Raw genomic sequence first — 18,133 nt, forward strand, 5'->3', positions numbered from 1 at the left:
AATATCGAGGTGGTCCACAAGCACAATACTCGAGCGGGTGTTCGTCAGCCCTTGCCTGTGGAAGAGTTAGCCGAACTTCGCAAGCGCCGGAACGATCCAATCGAACGAGGACCGCGTCCATACGCCGTTAGAACTGAGGCAAAGCCAAAGCCGCGATCAGTATTGCGGCTCCGCGAACCACGTCGACTCTCACGGGCGCTGAAGCGCACCGAATCAGCGGATTTGCTGGCCAGCATGCCTTCATGGCAGGAACGGCGAATGCCTGGCTCATGCGCTTTTTGCGTGCTGCACTCCGCTGACAAACGGGGCGTGTAAGTCCAGGCCCAGCACGCCCGGCATAATTGAGGAATTGCGTGATGATGAGCCTCCCACCCTAAAGCCCCCTCAAGATGGAACAGTGATGACAACCCCGGAATCCTCACAGATGCGCAACCGCCGGACTTTCCTTGCCTCCGTCGGAGCCATGTCGACCGTGGGTGCACTCGCGGCGTGTACCTCCTCCGACACGGGCACTAAGAAGCCGAAGCCCGGCCTCGTTATCGTGGTCGGGCAATCCCCGGACTGCGACTTCTACACGGGCAATTACTCATCAGACGATCTGGCGCTGAAAGCGGCATTCGATATGCTGCCGAAGAGTTATTCAGGCGGGGGGTCAATTTTTATCAAAAGAGGTAGCTACTCTTTCGTCAACGGCGTTGACTGCTCATCGTCACCGAACATTCATATCGCGGGCGAAGGCATGGCAACGATTATCGCGTGGAAGGAGGGCAACACCTTCTCGGACTCTTCCGCTGGAGCCAACTGGCTCCTAACCGTGGGCGGTTACTCGTCGGTTTCGAAGATCCAGTTCGCCGGAAACTCCAAATACGCCTGCCACGTCAACGGAGTCAACACGTACGACCCGGCCGGCGGCACAAACGCGGTTGGCGGGGGCCTCCGAGTCAGGGGTGGGTCGCGGGTATGGTTGCGGGAAATCTTCGTCGGCGGCATGGCCGAAGACGGCATCACCCTCGTGGGGTCCGCCGACGCCACCTGCCACGCCAACAAAGTCTCAGATGTATACGTCATCGGGTGCGGCGGCATAGGCGTAAACAACAGCTACTACACGTACGACACGATCTTCACCGGCGTGTGGATCGGGTCCTGCCGGCAAGGGATGTACCTCAACGACGGCGGCGTAGGTGTGGTGAACTGCCATATCTGGGGCTCAGAGGACTCCGGCGTGTACGTCAACGGATCCTCGACCCGGTTCATCTGCTGCTACATCGAGTCGAATGGTACTGACGGTATCTACAACAAGGGAGCCCACCGGATGACGGTGTCGGGTTGCGACTTTTGGCAGAACGGCGCGCAGGCATCTGCCGAGGGCGTCTCGGCTGGGATTCGACTGGTCAATGCGCGCAATTGCTCCATCACCAGCAACAGCTTCCGGGATAACATCGGCTTCCAGGTTGCGGCCGAGGGATCTTCTGCAGGCCTTAATGTCATCACCTCCAACGTTTTCTCCGACGTCATCGCCTCAGACGGGGCAACCGGATCCCCCCTCAGCTACTCCGGCGGGGAAGCCAAGGCTGGCGAATCCAGGCTGGTGGCCACCACCGATGCCCCGTTCAAACAGATCCATGTTGGCCGGTGGGTGAACATCCCCGGAGCCGGTGCGGACAGTGCCGCGCTGCGCACCCGGGTCACCGCCCTGATCAGTCCATCGGAAATCGCGCTGAAGGACACCATTGCGACCGCTGTCACTGGCGCGACCTACCGCCTCGTCTCGGTCCTTACCGCGATAGATGACAGGGGGGACTACGGCCACAACATCATCACCGACAACCAGGTGCCTAGCGGCGACTGGTTCACTGCCGGTGTGACGACTGGGGGGAACAGCCTTGTTGAGAACAACTACGGCGTGCACGTGCGGGCTTCGATTGCTGGCGGTTTGGTGTCGGGCAGCACCCTTTCGCTTGATATCAGACATGGGGCAAAGTTCTTTTACACGCTCTCATCTAACTGTGTCGTGACGGTTGCCGGGGCGCCATACACTGGCATTGAAATTATGGTTTCACTGACACAGGACGGCGCCGGGAGCAGGACGATCATCTGGCCGGCGAACTTCAAGTTCGCCGGATCCGCGCCCAACCTTTCCGCGGCCGCAAACAAAACCGACCTGTTCATGTTCGTCTATGACGGCACGAACTGGTGCGAGCTGGGGCGGACGATGAGCACGTAAATGATACCGCCTATGTCTTGTTAGTGGGGAAAGAAGCTCTCCGACGGGAAGGACGTCGTAAAATGCCACGGGACAACGCTCCGTGAATACAAGGAATCGTTGCATGACGGCAACCGCGCTACCTATCTCCCGGAGGTTCCGTACCGTGTGCGGCTGACAAGAAGATTAACCTGGGCACGAACCTTTACCTGCGCGCCGAGCCACTGCATACCTGCGGGATACTGACGCTCCTCGATATTGAAGGGCACCGCATCACCGCGTTCCTGGGTAATTTATCCCGCTGGCACGAACCGGCCCCGGACGTCCGGCACAGGACCCACGGCCGGTGCGAGAACCGGATCAATACGTTGAAGAGCACGGGCCTGGGCAAACTGCCCTTCACCTCCTTCGCCGCGAACCAGGCCCGGGCGCAGACCGCGGCCCTGGCCATGAACCTCACCTTATGGCTGCAACTGCCGGCCTGCCCTACTCGGGACGGGCCAGGTTCTGGGGCGGCAACGCTGGCGCGACCGGCTCCTCGCGACGGCCGGTAAAATCACCCGCCACGGACGATGCACACGTCTGTTGCTCCCGCAGGCCAGTCCCGATAAGAGCCTCGTTGCCGCGTTGGTCGAGGCGATTTCCTGGCTCGCGAAGCCACCGGTCACCGCCCTGACATAAGACGGGCACGGACCGCCCGCCGCACCAGGAAAGGCCCCGACAGCGATGGGAGAAGTGGAATCCCGCACCCACCCCGGAGACATCAGGGGCAGTCAGCCTTGCCCAAGACCGGCAAACTGACCACCGTCCACACCGCCGGGCCCACGACCCCTCAACCCGCAGAACCATACAAAATTTGGGCTAACCTAGAGATCCGTGGCCAGCCACGCGGATGTCTATGTGGTCAAGGTACACCGTCCCCGAACGTGCACTCCCCGGAGCTAGAATGCAGTTCAAATATCCAAATCGCGATTTTGCTGGTGCCGTGACATCGGTTTCGAATCGGGACCATGTGGATCCCATATTTGGATAGAAGGAGGTTTCTGAAATCGCCTCTTCGTTAGCATTACGCCATTTGATGGACAATTCAATGTCTCTACTAAGCAGATTCCCGCTGGCAATGCGAATTCGGCCAGCGAGTCGGTAAATGACAGATTCTGTCACCGGAATTGCCTGAGAACGAACCGCCTGAGAGCCGCTCGTTGCTGTCAGTGCCAGCACCTTCGTGCCAAACATTCCCGCGTCAGACAATGCAGTAACTGAATCGCTTGATGCAGCAGTGCCTGTGCTAGAAGCGAACCACGTGGGGATTCCAGGTTCTTCAAAGGATGGGTCAGATATTATCCCGGCTGATCCAAATACGTCTCGAGGTAGGACCGTGGGTACGCTAAGATCATAGGCCAACTGCGCCACAGTCCTATACTGGTCCACGGTTGATATTCCAGGTCTGTCAATTTGGTGAGAATAAAATGAAACGATTATTGGCGAAGCTGCGGCCTTGCGGACAAGGGCCATAGCTCGATTTAAATTTGCTGGATTTTCAATGTCAACCCGGTAAAATCGAGGAAAACTATCCCCCAAATTGGTCCATGACGGCAGATTTGTAGTCGGGGAAAGAGTCACGCCCCAACTTCGAAACCTGGAGTACAGCTCCTGGTCGCAGGCGGCGTTCCACGAGCCGAACGGGTAGGCAAACGTAGACGGGCGTTGCCCGGTTAGGCCTTGGATCCAATCCGAGCAAGTGTCCGTCTCAGTTGCGCGCTGGTCAGGAGTCAAGGTCACGTAATCGGCGTGGCTCGTGGAATGGTTGGCGATTTCGTGTCCCCTGACGCATGCATCAAGTACCTGCTCGGCAGTCATCTTCCCGGGCTGGCCTATCCAGCCACAGGTGATCGCTAATGCCACCCGTTGGTCCAAGGTCTCATGAAAATCCAACAGACTCAGGGCATCCGAATATCCGTCATCAAGGGTGAACACGACTGCTCCACGGGCCAGCGCAGTTTGGTTGCGCAGAGTGTATCCGGCCGTCGCAACTCCAGCGGCCGGGACGACTGTCCCAACGCGCCCTGGTAATGGAGTGACGGCTTGCGCGGGACTACTTGACAGTAGCGCGACGGCCCCAGTGCCGGCGGCGACCGCCGTTCCCATAGACAGCAGTGCCCTTCGATTTAATCTAGGGGGGGCTGGGGCCCCTTCACATGCTGGATCGGTTTCAGCTGTATGTCTGCCACGATCGGTGAGACTAACATCTGCCGTCGCGGATTCTGCGCGGACAATACTGTCGGTGCGCGGACTCTCTGATCCTCGTAGGCCCTTGATCAGTCCTTTGAACGGCGAGCCCATCACAACCACCTTTACAGATTGTTCCTCCATTACCTGAATAGAATGATCCTAAGAAATGCGACTGCTATTAAAGCGGGTATCTTGTACCTTATTTATTTTGCTTCGGGTGGCTCAATTACTTGGTTTCTGGTGACTGTACTCGGCAGCGTCAACCCGTCTTCGCGACATCTTCCTTGAGTAGCCTGGTAAATACTTCCCCCGGAGCGAAGTAGCCCAAGGAAGCCAAGGGCGGTCGGTGAGCTCCTCTGCGATGGAGTCGAGGACGGGCTGGCGGCTGGTCAGGTCGATGGCCTTTGGCAGATACTCGCGGATGAGCCCGTTGGACGCTCCTCTCATTGGCAACCCGCCGAGGGCGCCGAATGAGAGGCTGCAGCCCTTCGCAGATAAGCATGGTCAGGGCGGTCTGACGCTGGCGCCGCGGCATAGTGCGGCGGGAAAGAGGCCAGGGTCTCTTTGAATTGGTAGCGACGAAGCTTTCAATTTCAGAAGAGTTCCTGATATGCCCAAAGCTACTTCCTGTGCGGGCGGGCGCTGGTGCGAGCGTGCAGATGCCCTGTTCGATGTCGAGGTCAGCCCCGTCAGCCCCGTCAGCTCCTTCACGGCAACCGGGACCGGCGTCCTTCTGCGCGTCGAGACCGGCGAGGGCATCACGGGCTGCCTTGAGTGCGGTGTCGTCGCCGTCGGGCAGGGCCGTCCGCAGGTCCGGCTCCATGACATCCCCTGATTCGGCCGCCCGGTGCGGCTGCTGTGGGCCAAGCGTGTCTGGCGATGCGCGGATCCGGGCTGCCCGACGACAACGTTCAACGAAAGAGCACCCGCCGGCAGGATCCCGGGCGAATCTGACCGCCCGTGCCGTGAACTGGGCAACCGATGCGCTCCAGGACGTCGACACCTCGGTCTCGGTCCTGGCCGCCATCGACCGCCACTTCAACGGCTACATTTACGATGCCCGGATGAAAAACGCTGCCTAAAACTCAAGATTAGTGCCAAAGTTTGGAAGACCAACGAACGTCAGGCGAGCACAGGGGTTCTAGGCCGCCTGGTACCGAGACCTCGCCCGTCTCGGTACCCAGGTTCAGATGTATACCACCGACAGGCGAGGAGAACCGCTGCCCGATTCGCGGCCTCGACGGCGGGTGCTTCCTTCCGGCGTTGAGGCCCCGTGGGTAGAATCGAGGCCTGAACATCGCAGCAACGCAGCAGCACCGCCGGAATTACGGAGATTTAATGTCACGATGGCTCGAGGTCGGTCCGGACAACTACGTACTGACAACCCAGGGATCCCTGCTGAACACCGGCCTGGTGGTGGGGACCGAACGCGCCATGGTGATCGACACCGGCGGCGGACCCCGGCAGGGTCGCGAGATCCTCGATGCGGTGCGGGAGAAGACGCAGCTGCCGCTCGTCGTCGTCAACACCCACGCCCACTACGACCACTTCTTCGGCAATGCGGTCTTCGCCGACGACGGCGTCACGGAGTTCTGGGCCCACGAGAACTGCGCTGCCGCCATCGAGGACAACGGTGACGGACAGCGCCGGCTCGTGGAGTCCGGGGAACCGGAAATGGCGGCCGGGCAGGGTGAGAACGTCGAACTGGTGGTGCCGAACGCCATCGTCAAGGACCAGCCGGTCCTGGTGGACCTCGGCGGCCAGAGCGCCACGCTGTTCTATTTGGGCCGCGGACACACCGACGGCGACCTCCTGGTGGGGACCGGCACCACCCTCTACACGGGGGACCTCGTGGAACAGGGCTCGCACCCGTCCTTCGAGGATTCCTACCCGGAAGATTGGGCCGACGCCCTCCGGCACCTCTCCGCCCTCCGGCACCGCTACGAGTTCCTGATTCCCGGCCACGGGGAGCCGTGCGGGGACCAGTTCGTCAAGACCATGGCCAACACCATGTCCACCGCGGTGCGGCAGGCCGTCCAGTCCATCCGCGACACGCCCAGCGACGCGACCAAGGCGATCCCGGTGCTGCCCTACGGACCCGAACAGTCCCGCTGGTTCATCAAGCGGCTGCAGGAGACCCGGGCGCAGCACTGAGCCGTTCGGGGACGCTTGGGCGCGCCTAACGGGCAAGCTCCCGGGCTGCCACGCAAGGGTAGGATGGCGGCAGATATCCGGTCTCTATTGGGGGAATATGCGGGGATATACTGCTGCACCCATCCGTGGTGATACGACACTGCCTGCGTTAACCGGGTTGCGGTTCCTGGCTGCACTAGCGGTCTTGATATCGCATTTCAACCACAGAGGGCTGATTTCAGTTCCCGCCGGCGTGATCGAATTCCTCGACGGCGGCCGAACGGCGGTAGCCCTTTTCTTCGTGTTGTCCGGGTTCATCCTGGCGTACAACTACCCGGGCCTGTCCGGCTCCGCTGAGCGGACCAGGTTCTATGCCAGCCGGATCGCCCGAATCTATCCGGTAACGCTGCTCGCGCTCGGACTCGGGGCCATTGGTGTCAGCTACGCCGCCACGCACCCGGATTCGGGCCGCCTGCTGGACTGGTACTCGCTGGAGGAAGCCAGCCCGTTCGCCCTTGGAACCAGTTTCCTGGCTCAGGCGACCATGACAACCGCGTGGTTCCCGGTGGCCGCCGTGACCCAGCCGTGGAACGGCTCGGCTTGGAGCATCGGCTGTGAGGTGTTGTTCTACGCTTTGTTTCCCCTCCTGATCGTGAAGCTTCGCAAGCTGAGGTTCAAACACATCGCCTACATCCTGATCGGGGCGTGGATCTTCCAGATGCTGGCGATCCGGGCGGCCATTTCGTTCGCCCCGGCAGAGCAAGTGGGCTTGCTGGTGTACCAGTTCCCCGTATTGCACCTGTTTGAATTCCTCGTGGGCATAGCGGCGGCCATCGTGTTCCTCCGGGGCGGCCGGGAATGGTTGTCACGGGGCTCACGGCGCCGCCTCGTGCTGGCGGCAGCTCTTGTCCCGCTGACGCTGCTGTCCTTGTTTCAGCCGGTTGCCCCGGCCTACGTCTTGATGGGCCCGCTCTTTGCCGTGCTTATCCTGGGCCTGGCCGTGAACCCTGCAGGCCGCCGCAGCTTCCTGGCGAGGCGGCCCATGATTCTTCTTGGCGAGGCAAGCTTCGCGCTCTACATGATTCATGCGCCGTTGATGATGATCTTCATGATTGCGGACCCGCCCGAAGGGGCGGGCTGGTTGCTCATGGCTGGCACGGTGGGCCTGAGTATCGCCGTCTTCCGCTGGTTCGAAACCCCGGCACGCCACTGGACACGCGCAGCTGTCCTCCGAATGGTGCCGTCCGGTTGGGGCCGCGACAGGCCAGCGGTAAATCTCCTAGTTCCCGGTAAACCATCAGGCCCTGTGAATACAGTCGAGGACTGAACACCTTCCGGGTTGCGGGCCTCAGTGTTGGCGGATCAGCGCGAGGTAGGCGACCGATCCTGCGGCGGCAGCCAACAGGGCGAGCCCCACGTATTGAGCCATCCGCCAAAAGCGGCGGCGCGCGGTCCTGCGGACCTCGTCTGCCATGGTGTAGCCGTGCTTCAACGCTTCCTCCAGTGGATCGTGCCGCCCGGCTGGTACTGCAAGCCGGGTATTGGACATGCCTAATCTACAATTAGACATGTCCAATAATCATGCCGCAGTCTGCTTTGTTACGAAGTGAAATCGGCCTGTACAAAAAGGTAAGGTTTGGGCATGTCCAATCCTGAGCCGGAGGGTTCCCTGGCGGCCAACTACGACGAAGCCCGGGGGATCGCCGTTGCGGCGAATGCCCTGCTGGACCTCCCGGACACGGTCAGCCTGGACACCATCCGGCGGTACGTGGAGACGCTCCGTGGGCGTCGGGTGGTCATCCGGGAGACGAGCGACCTCAATGGCAGCGACGTTTGCGGGCTGTGGTTCGGCCTTGACGACATGGAGCTCATCTTCCACGCGTCAGCGGCGCAAGGCCTGCACCGGGACCAGATCATCCTGCACGAATTCAGCCATATTCTCCTCAACCATGAGCAGGAGGACTTCCCGGCCGCGCAGTTCCAGGGGATCTTCCCGCAGCTGGACGGGAACGCGGTGCTGCGCGCGCTGCAACGCAGCGGACAGGGCTCCGTCACGGAAATGTCCGCGGAAATCCTTGCCGATCTGCTGGCTGAGCGGATCCGCCTGTCCGGTCCCTCCTCTAAGCGGTTGAAGAAGTTCGACGAGGTCTTCGGATGATGCAACTGGTTGCCGTGGCCGTTCTTGGCGTCGCTGTTGCCGTCCGATTCCCCTCCCTGCTGAAGAACCGCCGGGATCCGGTGTTCTTCGGCTGCCTCTTTGCCCTGCTGGCTGTCCTGGCGAACATGCGCCCGGTGTTGATGCTGGCCTACGCAACATTCGGTCCCGGCGTGGCATCCACTGTCCTGGTAGGGGGCCTGGCCAGCCACCTCATGATGCTGACGGCCTTGTTTTTCATCGGTTCGGCGCTGGCGAGTGCCGCGGTCCCGGACGGCGTTTGCCGAACGAGCAACGCGAAGCCCTTTCTCGTTTTTGTGGTGGCAGTGGCCGCGCAACTTACCACCTTTGCCGGAGCCGGGCTCGGGGCATACCTGCCCATGCTGCTGGATGGGAGGCCCGGCGTGCAGGAGGTCACCACCGCCTACGTGCTCTTTGAACTGACGTTCATCCTCTATCTCCTCTGGGTGTTCGCCCACCTTGCCCGTACCTGCGTCAGGTACGTCCCGCGGATGACCGGCGGCATGAAAACCGGCTTCAGGGTTGTCGCCGCAGGCATCATCATCGGGGGAGCCATGGCCATCCTGTACCTTGGCGCGCTGCTGCTCAGCTACGTGCAAAGGGACCCGCATGCGGCGGCCGCCCTGGCGTCCTGGTATGCCGCGGCCAGGGGGGCAGGCACGGCCTGCATTGGCATCGGCCTTGCCATTCCCGCGGTATCAAGCCGGCTGGCCCGCTGGCGCGGACGGCAGGCCAGGCAGTGGATACGTGCGGTCTGGGAGCGGACCGTAGGGCCGGCAAACCTGCAGCTGATACCCCTCAGTGTGTCGGCGTCGGCCGAGCAGCGGGCGCACCGGATGCTGATTGAAATCCACGACGCCAACCTGGCCGGCCGAGGAACCGGGCTGACCGCCGAAGACGCCTTGAAATTGAAAAAGGCCGAAAGCCGCCTGGCGTCGTCCGGAGCCAGGACCGGAAGCCCCGCCGCGGCGGGCCATTCAGATTTAGGAGAGCACCATGCCTGACACCGGAGGACTTCCAAGCAGCCAGACGCTGGCCCGCAAACTGGACCTGTTGATGGACACCATGGTGGCGGAGGGCGGGGAGCCATACAGCTACCTGGACATCGCCGAGGCAATGGACCGGGCCGGAACGCCCTTGTCCCGGGCGCGATGGCAGTACATGCGCGCCGGTACTGGTCCGCAACCGCGTGACCGCGGACTCCTGGCCAACCTGGCCAGGTTCTTCCAGGTGGATGGGTCCTACCTGCTGGAAGAGAATTGCGAGCTCCCGGACCGGATCACCTCCCAGCTCGAACTGCTGCGGACCATGCGCGCCGCAAAAGTCCGCAGTTTCGCCTCCCGCCAGCTCGCCGATCTGTCACCGGACACGCTGCGCCGCATCAGCGAAATGATCGAGGCCGAAACCGGGCCGTCCCGGCCCTGAGGCGATTTTCGACATAAACCGCTGGACTGTCCCTACCCGAAACATCGGGCAGGTACCATCCCCTATATGCGGACTGACATGGGCAGATACCACGCCAGGGATACAAAACGGGAATCCCGGAGACGGCGTTTCCAGGCACTGGCGTACGCGGGGCTGGCCGCGCTCGCCGTGGTGACGGCCGCCGTCGTCGTGATCGCGCTGCAGCGGTGACCCGACTCGCCGGCTCCGGGCCACCGGCGCGTCGGTTGAGGCTGCCGCCTGCCCCTAGACTTGGACCTTGGACCTATTCAAACGAGCGTTGCAGCGGCCTGCGCTGTGAGTCCTAGGGGAACACGTATGCCAGAACCGGTCGACACCACCTCTGCTGACGCTGCCGTCGAGGCAGAGCAGCCCGAACTCCGACGCCGGCGTGACCGCCGCGGCGATGACTCCGACCCCCGGACGGGAACCATGCCAATCATCACGCCCAACGACGTCGGCAACCAGCCGGTGGCTCCGGTCCGCAGCGGATCCTGGGCCGAGGCCGCCGCCGCCGCGGACGCGACCCAGGCCATTGACGGCGCTTCCACTGACAGCGCTTCCACCGATACAGCACCGCTTCCGCCGCGGGCGGCCCTGGCCGCCGCCCCGGCCCTGCCCGAAACGGCGCCCGCGGTCCCGGCCCAGCCCGCACGCTCCACCCGCTCCGCCGGCCGCGCGGCGGCACTGGCCACCCCGGGCCCGGACTTCATCAGCTCACCGGGACTCTTTGTCCGCGAGCAGAAGCCCCGGCCCCGCGGCGGCTTCCGCGGCGCCCTCTACAAGATGACCGGCGGCAGCCTGAACCTCGGGCCCGGCGCCCGGCAGCGCGAGGAGGACGAGCTCGCGCGGCGCATCTCCCGCCAGCTCCAGGGCAGCTACAACACCGCCGTCCTGAGCCTCAAGGGCGGGATCGGCAAAACGTCCACCACCGTCGGCGTCGGACTGACCCTGGCCGAATACCGCGGCGATCCGCCGTGCGCGATCGACGCGAACCCCGACTCCGGCGACCTCGTGGAGCGCGCCCTCGGCGAGGGCCTCTACCAGCAGCAGAGCCCGCGCACCATCACGGACCTGCTCAAGAACATCGACTCGGTCGATTCGCTCACGGACCTGGCCCGGTACATGCACCATGCCGGCCGGCTGCACCTGATTGCCGGCGAACAGGACCCCGAGGTCTCCGACTCGCTGACCGCCGAGGAATACCTGCGGATCCGCAAACTCGTCTCCGGCTACTACTCCGTGGCCCTGACGGACTGCGGAACCGGCGTCACGCACAACGCCATGAGCGGGATCCTGCAGTCTGCGGACAACCTGATCATCGCGTCGGGCTATGCCGTCAGCGGGGCCAAGCGCGCCCGCAGCACCCTGCACTGGCTGGCGAGCCACGGCTACGAGGAACTGGCCCGCAACGCGATCGTGGTCATCACGGATAAGGACGAGGTCTCCTCCCGGGTGGACAAGGACGCGATCGAGGAGCACCTGTCCGGCATCTGCCGGCAGCTGATCGCCGTTCCCCACGACCGCGGAGTGGCCGACGGCGACCTCGTCACCCTGGACGTGCTGCGCCCCGAAACACGGCGGGCCTACAAGGAGATCGCCGCCGCGATCGTGGACGGGTTCGTTTAGGCTTAGGCATGGTCAACTATGCCGGGAATGAAGCCGTCCTGCAGCTGCAGGACCTCATCATGGGCACCGGGAACGTCGAGGACTTCCTTGACCGTCTCGCGGAATTCTCCGCGGCCACGCTTACCCACTCCGTCGGCGCGGAGATCGACTGCGGGGTGACGCTCCGGCGTCGGAAGCGGTCCATGACGGTGGCGGGCAGCAGCCAGCGGGCCGTCACCCTGGACCGGATCGAACAAAGCATCGGCGACGGCCCCTGCCTTGAGGCGTTGCGGACCCGGTCCGTGGTCCTGCTCGCCGATGTGGATAAGGACGCTCGCTGGCCGGACTACCAGCTCCAGCTCGCCGCCAACGGATGCCGCAGCACCCTCGGTGTTCCGCTGGAAATCGGCGAGGACGCGGCCGCCGCGCTGAACTTCTTTGCCTCTGCCACCGGGGTCTTCACCGACGACGTCATTGCCTGGGCCGCGGGCTTCGCGGACCTCGCCGGCCGGGCCCTGCGCCTGGCCGTGCGGATCGGCACGGCCCAGTCCCGCGCGGAGGACCTGCAGGCCGCCATGGAGCACCGCACCTCGATCGACGTGGCCTGCGGCGTCATCATGGCCCAGAACCGCTGTTCCCAGGACGAGGCCATGGCCATCCTGACGAGGGTCTCCAGCAACCGGAACCAGAAGCTGAGGGACGTCGCCGCCGGAATCCTGCATAACCTGCCGGGCGGAGAAGTCCGCACCCACTTCGACGCGTGACGCTGCCCACCGCGACCTCCCAGCCCCGCCCACCGCCCGTCCCCGCCCACCGTGCCCCACCCGCCCACCCAACTAGCTCGCAGTTGTTGTCGTTTTGAGCGCCCAAAACGGCAACTACTGCGAGCCAGTCGGGCCGGGGCAGGCATGGAGACGGGATGGTGCCGCCGGCCCAGGGCCAGGGGCATTCCTGGGGGACGGCCTCCGCGGGCGCGCCGCCGGAATCGACAACGTCGCCGGGCGCCTCGGGCTCATGCCTTGACGGTCTAAACGTATTTGCCGACGTCCGGTCAGGTCACATTGAAGGGCACGCTGGTTGCCGACGTCAGCCCTGGGCTGCTCGCCACCAGGCTGGTCCCGGTAGTTTTTCCATTGATGGAAAGATCGCTGAACGTGGCCATACCGTGGATGGATTTGATGGATTTGGTTCCCTTAAGGTTGCGCTGGGTAGCCTCCATTGATACCGATGCCGTGGAGTCGTCGGTCTGGTTGCCGAAACGGTCAACCACCAGGACGGTCACCGCCGGTGTGATGGTGGCGCCGTTCCCGGTGGTAGTTGGCTGCTGGCCAAAGGCGAGGGCACTCGCGGCTGCGGCCGTGATGGTGGCGGACTGCGAGGCGCCGGTGAGTCCTGTTGTGCTGACGGTGATCGACGGCGTGCCCATTTTGGTGTCGCCGTAGAAGAACGTGGCGGTGGACGTCCCGGACGGAATTGTTATCTGTGTGATAGCCGCACCGCCGGAGGTGGCGGCGAAAACGCCCGTTCCGGTGGAGCCGAGGTTCAGCGTGGTGGTGCCCACCGTGACAGGGGCACCGGTGTCATCCTGGCGTTGCACTGTGATGGAACCCAGGGTGGCGCTGTCCGAGGCCTGGCCCGTGACGGCGCCGGTGGTGAAGGCAAGTTTTCTGGCGACGGCCGCAACGTTGAAGGCCGTGCTGGTGGCGGAGATCAGGCCGGTGCTGGACGCGGCGAGGGTGTACCCGGCACCGGCCCTATTGATGGACAGGTTGCTGAAGGTGGCAACCCCTGAGGAATTGGTGGCCGCTGTGAGTGTGCCGGAGAGGGTTCCCGCGCCGGGGTTGGTGCCGATCGCGACGCTCACCTGGATGCCGGCGGCGGGCACGGCCGCGCCGGACGCGGTCTGTACGGCCACGGTGACGGCCGGCGCAATCGACGCCCCCGCCGGGACATTGCCTGGCTGCGCGGTGAACACCGTCTTGGTGGCCGTGGCAACGGCGACCGTACCGCTCGCGGCGCTGGTCCCCGTCCAGGACCGGTAGACCGCGGTGACCTTGTACGTGTAGGCGCCGTCGGGCACCCCGGTGTCCGTACAGGACGTACCAGTTATGAGTGTGGCGGGGCTGCTGCCGCAGGCCGCCAGGGTGCTGGCACCGGTGGCGCGGGTGACGTAGTACCCGGTGGGTGTGGTTGCCCCGGCCGCGGCGGCCCACGTGACGGGAACGCTGGACATGCTGGTGGATGGCACCGAGACGCCTGTGGGTTCTGCCAGCGTGCCGGCGCTGGCCGCTCCCACGCCTCTTCCCGTTGCCTGCCAGTAGGCCGTCGCGGCCGTTGCGCCGATCAGCGTGAGGAGAACCAACGCAATGCTGACCAGTGCTCCATGGCCGATCAGGCGCACAAATAAGTCCAGCTCCTGCCGGAACCCGTGGCGGGTTCCGGCGGAGCTGGACTCACGTGTGCCTGGCATCTGGGGCTCTCTGACGGGCTGGTGCCTTATGTTTCTGCCAGCAGTTAGGCGCGAGACTAGCAGATTCCAGCCGGGCATCAGCCGTGTGGTGTTAGCTTGCGGCGATGTACAGCGGTACCGTGACGTTCTTGCACGCGTCCTGGTTCTGCGCCCGATTGATCATGGAGACCGTGACGGTACCCGTCTTGATGCCCGAAGCAGCGATCTCGCCGGGCGTGAAGGTTGGTGTGCCCACGGTGAAATCGGCGGCGGTGCAGCCGGAGACCGTGTCCCACGTTGTTCCATCGGACTTGGCCACTGTGACGCTGACCGCCGCGAGATTCTGGGATCCGGTGCCCGGGTTGGTGACTGTGAAGGCCACGGTCTGGGCGGGGCCGCCGGGTGTGAGCGGGCCGCCGGTGGCTGCGGTGGTCGTCACCGTGAAGCTAGTGCTGGTTCCGGCCGAAGTGGCGCCCGTTCCGTTGCCCATGGCGGACCAGTAAGCGAATGCCGCTCCGCCTCCGACGGCCAGCAGTACGGCCGTGGTGATCGCGATGCGCCTTCTACGTCCAATAACCTTCGTCATGTCAATTCCCCTCGTAGGTGCGTAGTCCGCGAGACCAATAATGCGGAAGCCGCAGAGACCGTTGGCGCCTTTTCAGGCCCCGATGTATCGAGTTTTGCGGGCCCAGATCAAGTGCGGCCCAAGGAAAACCCAAGGAAAACCCAAGGTTTACTCAAGAGTGTTCAGCGCACCGGCTGCCGTGCCGTCCCCGAGGAACCCGGTGCACCGTCAGGTGACAGTTGCCTAGGATGAAGGGGATGACCACCACACGCCACGCACCCTTCAGCCTCCGCAGCATCGCCGTCCCCGCGTTCGGGCCCGCCCTGCTGTTCAGTATCGGGGAAGGCGCCATCCTGCCGGTGGTGGCCCTCTCCGCCCGGGACCTTGGCGCTTCGGTGGCCGTCGCCGCGTTGGTCGTCACCCTGATCGGGCTGGGCTCCTGGTTCTTCAACCTGCCGGCCTCGCTGATCACCCTCAAGTTCGGCGAACGCTGGGCGATCGTCGGAGCCGCGGCCGCCAGCGCGCTCGCCCTGGCGGCCGCGGCCGTGTCCGCGCTGCTCCCGGCGGGACTCTGGCTGCTCGCGGCGGCGATGGTCGTCGTCGGGATGGCCGCGAGCGTCTTCAGCCTGGCCCGGCAGAAGTACCTGACCGAGGCGGTCCCGGTGATCTTCCGGGCCCGGGCCCTGTCCACGCTCGGCGGCGTCACCAGGATCGGCATCTTCATCGGGCCGTTCATCGGCGCCGGGGTGATGCAGTTCTCCGGGATCACCGGCGCCTACTGGGCCGGCGTCGTCGCCATGGCCGCCGCCGCCGTCCTGTCCGTGACCATTCCGGACCTCGTGGCGGCGCCGGCCGCGGCGGACGGCGTCCCCGTCCGGCAGCCCACGCTGCGCAGCGTGGCTGTGTCCCACGCCGGCGTGTTCCTGACCGTCGGGGTGGGGGTGTTGCTGCTCAGCGCGCTGCGGGCCTCCCGGCAGGTCGTCATCCCGCTCTGGGCCGACCACCTGGGCATGGATGCCACGCAGGCCTCGCTCATCTACGGGATCTCCGGAGCCATCGACATGCTCGTCTTCTACCCGGCGGGCAAGCTGATGGACCGCAAGGGCAGGCAATGGGTCGCGGTGCCGTCCACCCTGATCATGGGGACGGCGATGCTGCTGATTCCGCTCAGCACCGGCTTCGTGGGCCTGATGCTGGCGGCGCTGCTGATCGGCTTCGGCAACGGCATCAGCTCCGGCCTGAACATGACGCTCGGGGCCGATTTCTCACCGGACAACGGCCGCGGCCAGTTCCTCGGCATCTGGCGGTTCATGGCCGACGCCGGATCCACCGGCGGCCCGGTGCTGCTCTCAGCCGTGACCGCTGCGGCCTCGCTCGGCGCCGGGGTGGGCGCCACCGGGGTGCTCGGCTTCGCTGCCGCCGTCGTCTTCGGCATCACCATTCCCCGGCTGAAGCACCGCCGGAACTACTGAGGCCTGCCCCTGGGCCTGGGAGCCCGGGACGCGCATCCTGGCCCTCGCTGCGCAACCTGCCCTCCGCTGCGCACATTCCCTGTCGCGGCCGGAATTCCGGTAGCGACAGGGAATGTGCGCAGCGCCAGGCACAAGGCGCAGCGTGGGAGCGGCGGGAGGCTCCGCGCCCTCAGCGCCCCGGCGCGTCCCGCCGTCGTCGCCGTCAGCTGCGCTTGAGCCGGTTGGCCGGCGGCAGGCTGTGGTTGGCGGCCAGGATCCGGAGCGCGTCCATTGCGGGGATTCTGTCGGCGGACTCCAGGAGCAGCCAGGAGCGGTGACCGGGGTCCGAGAGTTCTTCGTGCAGAGTCAGGACGCGGGATTTGTCACTGCCTTTCATCTGCCGTGCCGTGATCAGCGGGTTCCTGATGGTCGCGCACAACACGACGGCGTCGTCGAGGTGACGGTCCTTGTCCCGGGAGTCTTCCCGATAGGCGGCGCCTTTCAGAACCAGTGCGCCGAGGGCATTGGGGATGCTGATGAGCACCGGGCCGTCGTCGTCGGCGGTCATCCGGCAGTTGACTGTCCGCCGCAGGGCCTGGGTGCCGCCGGGGACCTGGAAAGGCCTACGGCCGCCGAGGGTCGGGAGCATCTTCGGAGCCAGGTGGTCGGCGACCATCACATCGATCTGCTGGTCACCGCGGACGAACCGGTGCGCCGGCGCCGACGCGTCGATGGAAGGCTCAAGCTCGTAGCCCAGCGACCGGAGGACGGCCGCGACAGACATCGTCGTCGCCGCGCCCGTCTCAATGTGCAGCACGATGTCGACGTCCGCCGTGGGCCGGGATACGGCGAGTCCGGCGGCGGCCGAGTGCAGCTGCACCATGAGCCCGCCGACGAGGGTCCACTGGGTCGAGGGCAGTGCCCGTGCCAGCTCGACGCACTGCGGCCACGGGATACCCCAGCCGCCCGGCGGTACGGGGACATCCCACATGGGCCAGTCATCGGGCGTGTCATCCGGCGGGACCGAGCCTTCAGCGATGGCTGGCTCCGACATGGAGAAGTCCGGTGATGACCCGCTGGCCGGCGCTGCGCTCACGGGTGGCGAGGGAACCCATCAGGTCCACGGCGATGGCCGCGACCAGGGCCCGGCCGTCGGCGAAGGGTTCGGCGATGTCCACTTCGTGCAGGATGGCGTTGCCGTCGGGGTCTTCGACCATGCCGAATGCGTCAGCGAGGGCCTGGGCATCCCCGGCCATGACGTAGCCTTCGGCGATCCCTCCGCCACCGGACAACCCGAAGGTTGCCGCCATGGCTCCGTCGCGCATCGCGGCTGCCCCGCTGGCGACGAGATGATCGTTTAGGGCCGCCAGCCCGTCCGGGCTGACGCGGAATCGTCGTGTCGTATCCTTCTTCCGGGCCAGGAGGCACACGGCATTGGCGTCCAGCTCGCGCAGCCTGCTCCTCAGCCGCGACTTCTCTGAGGAGGAAATCCAGGTGGGGTTCTGGCCGGAGAGCAGCGCCAGGGCTGCCCAGGCGGTCTTTGCGGTCCACGCTCGGCCATGACGCGTGCCGCCGACAGCGACGCGCTCAACGGTGGACCGGTCGATGAGGATGGTCTTGCCGACCGTGCCGGCCGCAGTCAGCTGGCCGGAGCGCAGCAGGCGGTGGACCGACATCTTGCTGCGGTCGAGGCGTTCCGCGGCTTCGGCGACGGTGATTCCCCTATCCGTTCCCATGCACTAATAGTTATGGATCTAACGGGTAGTGTCAATGCACTAACCGTTGCGTGTGGGACGGTAAGTGTCAATGATCGACCGTGAGGGTTGTCTTGCCATGCGCCAGCTGGCGATGCACAAGCCGCCCCTCGACGCGC

General features: G+C 64.7%; 16 protein-coding genes and 1 pseudogene. 12 read left to right on the forward strand and 5 right to left on the reverse strand.

The genetic code is table 11. From position 1 onward, the window contains the following. The first annotated feature begins 400 nt into the window (after positions 1-400). The 5 genes and pseudogenes from E5206_RS06180 (at position 401) to E5206_RS06205 (ending at position 7,895) form a co-directional block, all read left to right on the forward strand. A complete protein-coding gene (locus E5206_RS06180; RefSeq protein ID WP_136321729.1) occupies positions 401-2,224 on the forward strand; it encodes a right-handed parallel beta-helix repeat-containing protein in 1,824 nt (607 codons plus the stop codon). Positions 2,225-2,397: 173 nt separating this feature from the next. After that, a pseudogene (locus tag E5206_RS06185) lies at positions 2,398-2,679 on the forward strand (IS1380 family transposase); the annotation flags it as partial. Between the two features lie 2,366 nt (positions 2,680-5,045). Beyond that, positions 5,046-5,270, forward strand: a complete 225-nt coding sequence (locus tag E5206_RS06195) for a hypothetical protein (protein ID WP_136321731.1) — start codon at positions 5,046-5,048, stop codon at positions 5,268-5,270. 503 nt (positions 5,271-5,773) lie between these two features. Beyond that, positions 5,774-6,589: an MBL fold metallo-hydrolase gene (locus tag E5206_RS06200; protein WP_136321732.1), complete on the forward strand. Its 816-nt coding sequence runs from the start codon at positions 5,774-5,776 to the stop codon at positions 6,587-6,589. A gap of 97 nt (positions 6,590-6,686) precedes the next feature. Further along, positions 6,687-7,895 (forward strand): acyltransferase, encoded by a 1,209-nt coding sequence (locus E5206_RS06205; RefSeq protein ID WP_136321733.1) that lies wholly within the window; start codon positions 6,687-6,689, stop codon positions 7,893-7,895. 21 nt (positions 7,896-7,916) lie between these two features. On the opposite strand, the gene E5206_RS06210 is transcribed toward E5206_RS06205, so the two are convergent. Next, on the reverse strand, positions 7,917-8,117 hold the full coding sequence (locus E5206_RS06210; RefSeq protein WP_136321734.1) for a hypothetical protein: 201 nt from the start codon (positions 8,115-8,117) through the stop codon (positions 7,917-7,919). 93 nt (positions 8,118-8,210) lie between these two features. Between E5206_RS06210 and E5206_RS06215 the strand changes: the two genes are divergently transcribed. The 6 genes from E5206_RS06215 to E5206_RS06235 all read left to right on the forward strand — a co-directional run bounded on the left by E5206_RS06215 (position 8,211) and on the right by E5206_RS06235 (position 12,559). After that, the gene (locus E5206_RS06215) at positions 8,211-8,726 is read left to right on the forward strand and encodes a hypothetical protein (RefSeq protein ID WP_136321735.1); all 516 of its coding nucleotides are present in this window, start codon (positions 8,211-8,213) and stop codon (positions 8,724-8,726) included. Further along, positions 8,723-9,748 (forward strand): hypothetical protein, encoded by a 1,026-nt coding sequence (locus tag E5206_RS06220; RefSeq protein ID WP_136321736.1) that lies wholly within the window; start codon positions 8,723-8,725, stop codon positions 9,746-9,748. Before E5206_RS06215 ends, E5206_RS06220 begins: the two co-directional genes overlap by 4 nt. Further along, entirely contained in the window at positions 9,741-10,169 is a 429-nt protein-coding gene (locus E5206_RS06225) for a hypothetical protein (RefSeq protein ID WP_136321737.1), read from the forward strand. The genes E5206_RS06220 and E5206_RS06225 overlap by 8 nt, the downstream gene beginning before the upstream one ends. A 66-nt stretch (positions 10,170-10,235) precedes the next feature. Then, entirely contained in the window at positions 10,236-10,379 is a 144-nt protein-coding gene (locus tag E5206_RS19195; protein WP_168709277.1) for a hypothetical protein, read from the forward strand. A 126-nt stretch (positions 10,380-10,505) separates the two neighbouring features. After that, positions 10,506-11,816 carry a MinD/ParA family protein gene (locus E5206_RS06230; protein WP_136321738.1) on the forward strand — a complete coding sequence of 437 codons (1,311 nt, stop codon included), beginning with the start codon at positions 10,506-10,508 and terminating at the stop codon, positions 11,814-11,816. An 8-nt stretch (positions 11,817-11,824) separates the two neighbouring features. Continuing rightward, positions 11,825-12,559 (forward strand): GAF and ANTAR domain-containing protein, encoded by a 735-nt coding sequence (locus E5206_RS06235; RefSeq protein ID WP_136321739.1) that lies wholly within the window; start codon positions 11,825-11,827, stop codon positions 12,557-12,559. A gap of 287 nt (positions 12,560-12,846) precedes the next feature. Here the strand turns inward: E5206_RS06235 and E5206_RS06240 are convergent, their stop codons facing one another. Both E5206_RS06240 and E5206_RS06245 read right to left on the reverse strand, forming a co-directional pair. Beyond that, positions 12,847-14,265, reverse strand: coding sequence for a hypothetical protein (locus tag E5206_RS06240; protein WP_240689997.1), 1,419 nt, complete (start codon positions 14,263-14,265; stop codon positions 12,847-12,849). Positions 14,266-14,356: 91 nt separating this feature from the next. Then, positions 14,357-14,830 carry a hypothetical protein gene (locus tag E5206_RS06245; RefSeq protein ID WP_136321740.1) on the reverse strand — a complete coding sequence of 158 codons (474 nt, stop codon included), beginning with the start codon at positions 14,828-14,830 and terminating at the stop codon, positions 14,357-14,359. Between the two features lie 236 nt (positions 14,831-15,066). Here E5206_RS06245 and E5206_RS06250 point away from each other — a divergent pair, with 236 nt between their 5' ends. Further along, a complete protein-coding gene (locus tag E5206_RS06250) occupies positions 15,067-16,281 on the forward strand; it encodes an MFS transporter (protein WP_136321741.1) in 1,215 nt (404 codons plus the stop codon). Between the two features lie 202 nt (positions 16,282-16,483). Here the strand turns inward: E5206_RS06250 and E5206_RS06255 are convergent, their stop codons facing one another. Further along, entirely contained in the window at positions 16,484-17,314 is an 831-nt protein-coding gene (locus E5206_RS06255; RefSeq protein ID WP_136321742.1) for a hypothetical protein, read from the reverse strand. Further along, on the reverse strand, positions 17,292-17,996 hold the full coding sequence (locus E5206_RS06260; RefSeq protein WP_136321743.1) for a helix-turn-helix domain-containing protein: 705 nt from the start codon (positions 17,994-17,996) through the stop codon (positions 17,292-17,294). Before E5206_RS06260 ends, E5206_RS06255 begins: the two co-directional genes overlap by 23 nt. Positions 17,997-18,133 lie beyond the last annotated feature (137 nt).

Origin of the sequence: Arthrobacter sp. PAMC25564, assembly GCF_004798705.1 — a bacterium.
Taxonomy (GTDB): domain Bacteria; phylum Actinomycetota; class Actinomycetes; order Actinomycetales; family Micrococcaceae; genus Arthrobacter.